Below are 2,770 nucleotides of genomic sequence, written 5' to 3' on the forward strand. Positions count from 1 at the left end.
GATTGACTCGATCTGATGCCAGTAACGTTCAATGAGTCGCTCCCTCGTATAGGAGCGCACTCTTAGGAAAGAGTCGCTGTTTATCCCGAATTCAGGTTAATCAATGTTGTCAAGAGGGGGCGAGGCGACCTCTTGCCTCACCATGGTATAATGTCATTATGCATAGCTTTAAGCTTCGCTTAAAGCAGAGGAGAAAAAAGACTCATACAGCTCCGCCCATGGACAACTCGCCAAGATACTACACCAACAGTCGGAATCCCAATTTTTACCCTAAGTGGATAGCGGGCGATCGTACAGCGCTCCGACTTCCCAAGGCTTACCACTCGATCGCCTGGGATATCTGTCAGGCGATCGACCAAGAAGTAATTAAAGAAGAATCAGTGCGTGAGTGGCTTCATACCCAAATTAAGCTTCACAACCAAACAGAGGAAGATTCTGCAACCACTTAAGTAGTTGCGCAGGCAACTTTTTATCCGCTCTCCCGTTTTTTGTCCCATTTCCAGGCTAATTTAGAGGAATCAAACCTTTATTCGAGGAGCCACAAATGGCACAAGCACAAAATCTCTACAATGCAGTTCAAGAAGTTGCCGTGGGTGTTTCTGCGGGCACTCTTGTCCTTTCCAATGGAGCTACCATCGCAGCCCAACACGATGCCGACGGGACTGCACTTACCTTCCAGGGCACCATCCCGGTGTCAGAAACATTTGACGCAACTGCGGGAACCACCGTATATGCGCCTGATGATACCTGCATCTCTGCTGCGTAGGAGGTGATGCCGTATGGTCCGCTAGAGAAATCCTTTATGGGGCGTGGTTCAAGACGACCGACTTAGGGCAAACAGATCCCACGGCCAAGCCTATTGGTGGACTGTTTGAGTTCAAAATCGAACAAAACATCGCTGATTATTTTGGCATGAGAGTCTATGAAGCCGGGTCAATCACGATTGCTCCTGGGGAAAAACTAAACGCTTCGATGCTTTCGGAGGTGAGAGCGCACAGCGCCTGGAAAACCTATCAGCTAGATCCCACTGTCGCCCCCTCTGGAGCTAAAAAGTAAATCAGGAAACACAAGCGATTGAAGACTGGGCCGAAACAAAGAGTGAAGAAATCCCGTAAGGTTATTCTCACTCTTGCGGAGCTATATGACACCGAGCGGTGGAATAGAACAACGCAGCAAAATGAGTCAGCGAAAGCCTATCCGACAAAAACGTTTAACTTTCCTGCTTTTTTCGATAATTCTATGGTGATGCAGTTTCTTGGGTGCATTATTAAGAAAAAATTCCCACTCAAAGTCCATTTGGGGAACGGAGATCCCATTAGTTGGATTCCCGCCGATCCAGGAAAACTTGATGGTTTTGAATCAGGGGCGTGGCCAATCACCCAAACAGACTTTGCCAAAGGAATGATTGAATCAAGTCTATCCGCAGCAGTTCCGCTCCGAGAGCGACGAAATGTCCGAGATATCATGGAGCGATCCTGGTCAAGGCTTTAACCACAACCCTACAATGGGGGGCTATATGCTCCCATTTTTATCATCTTGCTATCGACTATTACCTTTATTAAGCTACCTCCATGGGGAGGAGAAGTGGTTACACCGATCTCGCCCAATCTCCTCCCCGATACCATTGTGGTCAGCTTCCTTTTCTCTATACCCAATGAGTGGAAAACAGTGAAGTCATTGTTGTGGATAAAACGTGACGTGCAAACTCCAGAGGGGGGATGGATCTATAATTCGGCGATCGGTATCCGGCCCCATGAAGATCAAAAGCTTATCGAGTGGTCAGCTCTTCCCAGTAAGCCGATCTCAACAGCGATCGCCGGGCAAATAAAATGCTACAAGGGATGGAGGTATCCCAATAGCAAGATCGAAGAGCCAACCTATAGCGTTTTAATCAAAAAGTTAGCATGACTTTTAGCGGTGGAGTTCCCACAACAACCGGGCCAGCAAGTGCAGGAGGAAGGCTCGGTAGTCAATAGACAAAATCCCTACTGGGGAAGCTGGTCAAGCAAGCGAAGAATTATGCCAAAGAACAAATAGGGTCTGGAGATTAGGCAGATCTGTCGCTAGAGATTATATCCAGAAAGGAATCGGGGGCTTAATCAAAGGTCTCATTGGTCGAGTTTTTGACCATTTTGGGGTTGCCAATGTTGTCCAGTCCCTGCTCTCAGGAATAAATTTCATCTGGAATTTCGACTGGAATACTTCTGATACTATTTCTATATGAAGTTGCCCTTAATAGGGCATCGACCAAGTAGTCCCATCCAGTTATCGAGGCGATCATTACCTTATCGAAGGAATCAAGGACTTGTGAAAGCCTTTGCTGTAGGCTTTTCAGATCTTTACAGTTCTGCCATCTTAGCTTGGCTTTTAATTCTTCCCATAATCGCTCAATCGGGTTGACTTCCGGGCTATAAGCCGGTTGAAAAATGGGAATGATATTTTCTGGGAAATCTATATTTTTATGACAACCTGCATTATCTAGTTGCCGAAAATTCAGAGTTTCTGGAAATTCTTTTGATAACTGATTCACAAATAATTGAAAACACTGACCATCTAGATGAGAAAACTCATAAAAATAGCTTTCTCCACTGGTGATATCTACCGCACCATACAGATAAAAGTTGTCCCGTGTCCACTGTACACTTCCCTCGGGTTTCACTCCTTTTAGCGTAATCTTCTTTCCCCCAATTGTCTTGAGTCCTAAACGAGTCTCATCCAGAAGTGTTGAATGTTGACATAAAACTTTACATTCAACTGAAGAAAAGTCCCT

The 2,770-nt window shown here is 45.8% G+C and carries 5 protein-coding genes; 4 read left to right on the top strand and 1 reads right to left on the bottom strand.

The features are described from left to right. Window positions 1–218: 218 nt before the first annotated feature. From AC3A14_RS24480 to AC3A14_RS24495, 4 genes are all read left to right on the top strand, one after another. A complete protein-coding gene (locus tag AC3A14_RS24480; RefSeq protein ID WP_318736415.1) occupies window positions 219–449 on the top strand; it encodes a hypothetical protein in 231 nt (76 codons plus the stop codon). 95 nt (window positions 450–544) lie between these two features. Beyond that, entirely contained in the window at window positions 545–766 is a 222-nt protein-coding gene (locus AC3A14_RS24485; RefSeq protein WP_318736413.1) for a hypothetical protein, read from the top strand. A gap of 332 nt (window positions 767–1,098) precedes the next feature. Then, window positions 1,099–1,491, top strand: coding sequence for a hypothetical protein (locus AC3A14_RS24490; RefSeq protein WP_318736410.1), 393 nt, complete (start codon window positions 1,099–1,101; stop codon window positions 1,489–1,491). Window positions 1,492–1,584: 93 nt separating this feature from the next. Then, a complete protein-coding gene (locus AC3A14_RS24495; RefSeq protein WP_318736409.1) occupies window positions 1,585–1,908 on the top strand; it encodes a hypothetical protein in 324 nt (107 codons plus the stop codon). A gap of 256 nt (window positions 1,909–2,164) precedes the next feature. On the opposite strand, the gene AC3A14_RS24500 is transcribed toward AC3A14_RS24495, so the two are convergent. Further along, a partial coding sequence (locus AC3A14_RS24500; protein WP_487779231.1) for an IS630 family transposase occupies window positions 2,165–2,770 on the bottom strand: 606 nt, incomplete at its 5' end.

This window comes from Roseofilum sp. (assembly GCF_982964205.1).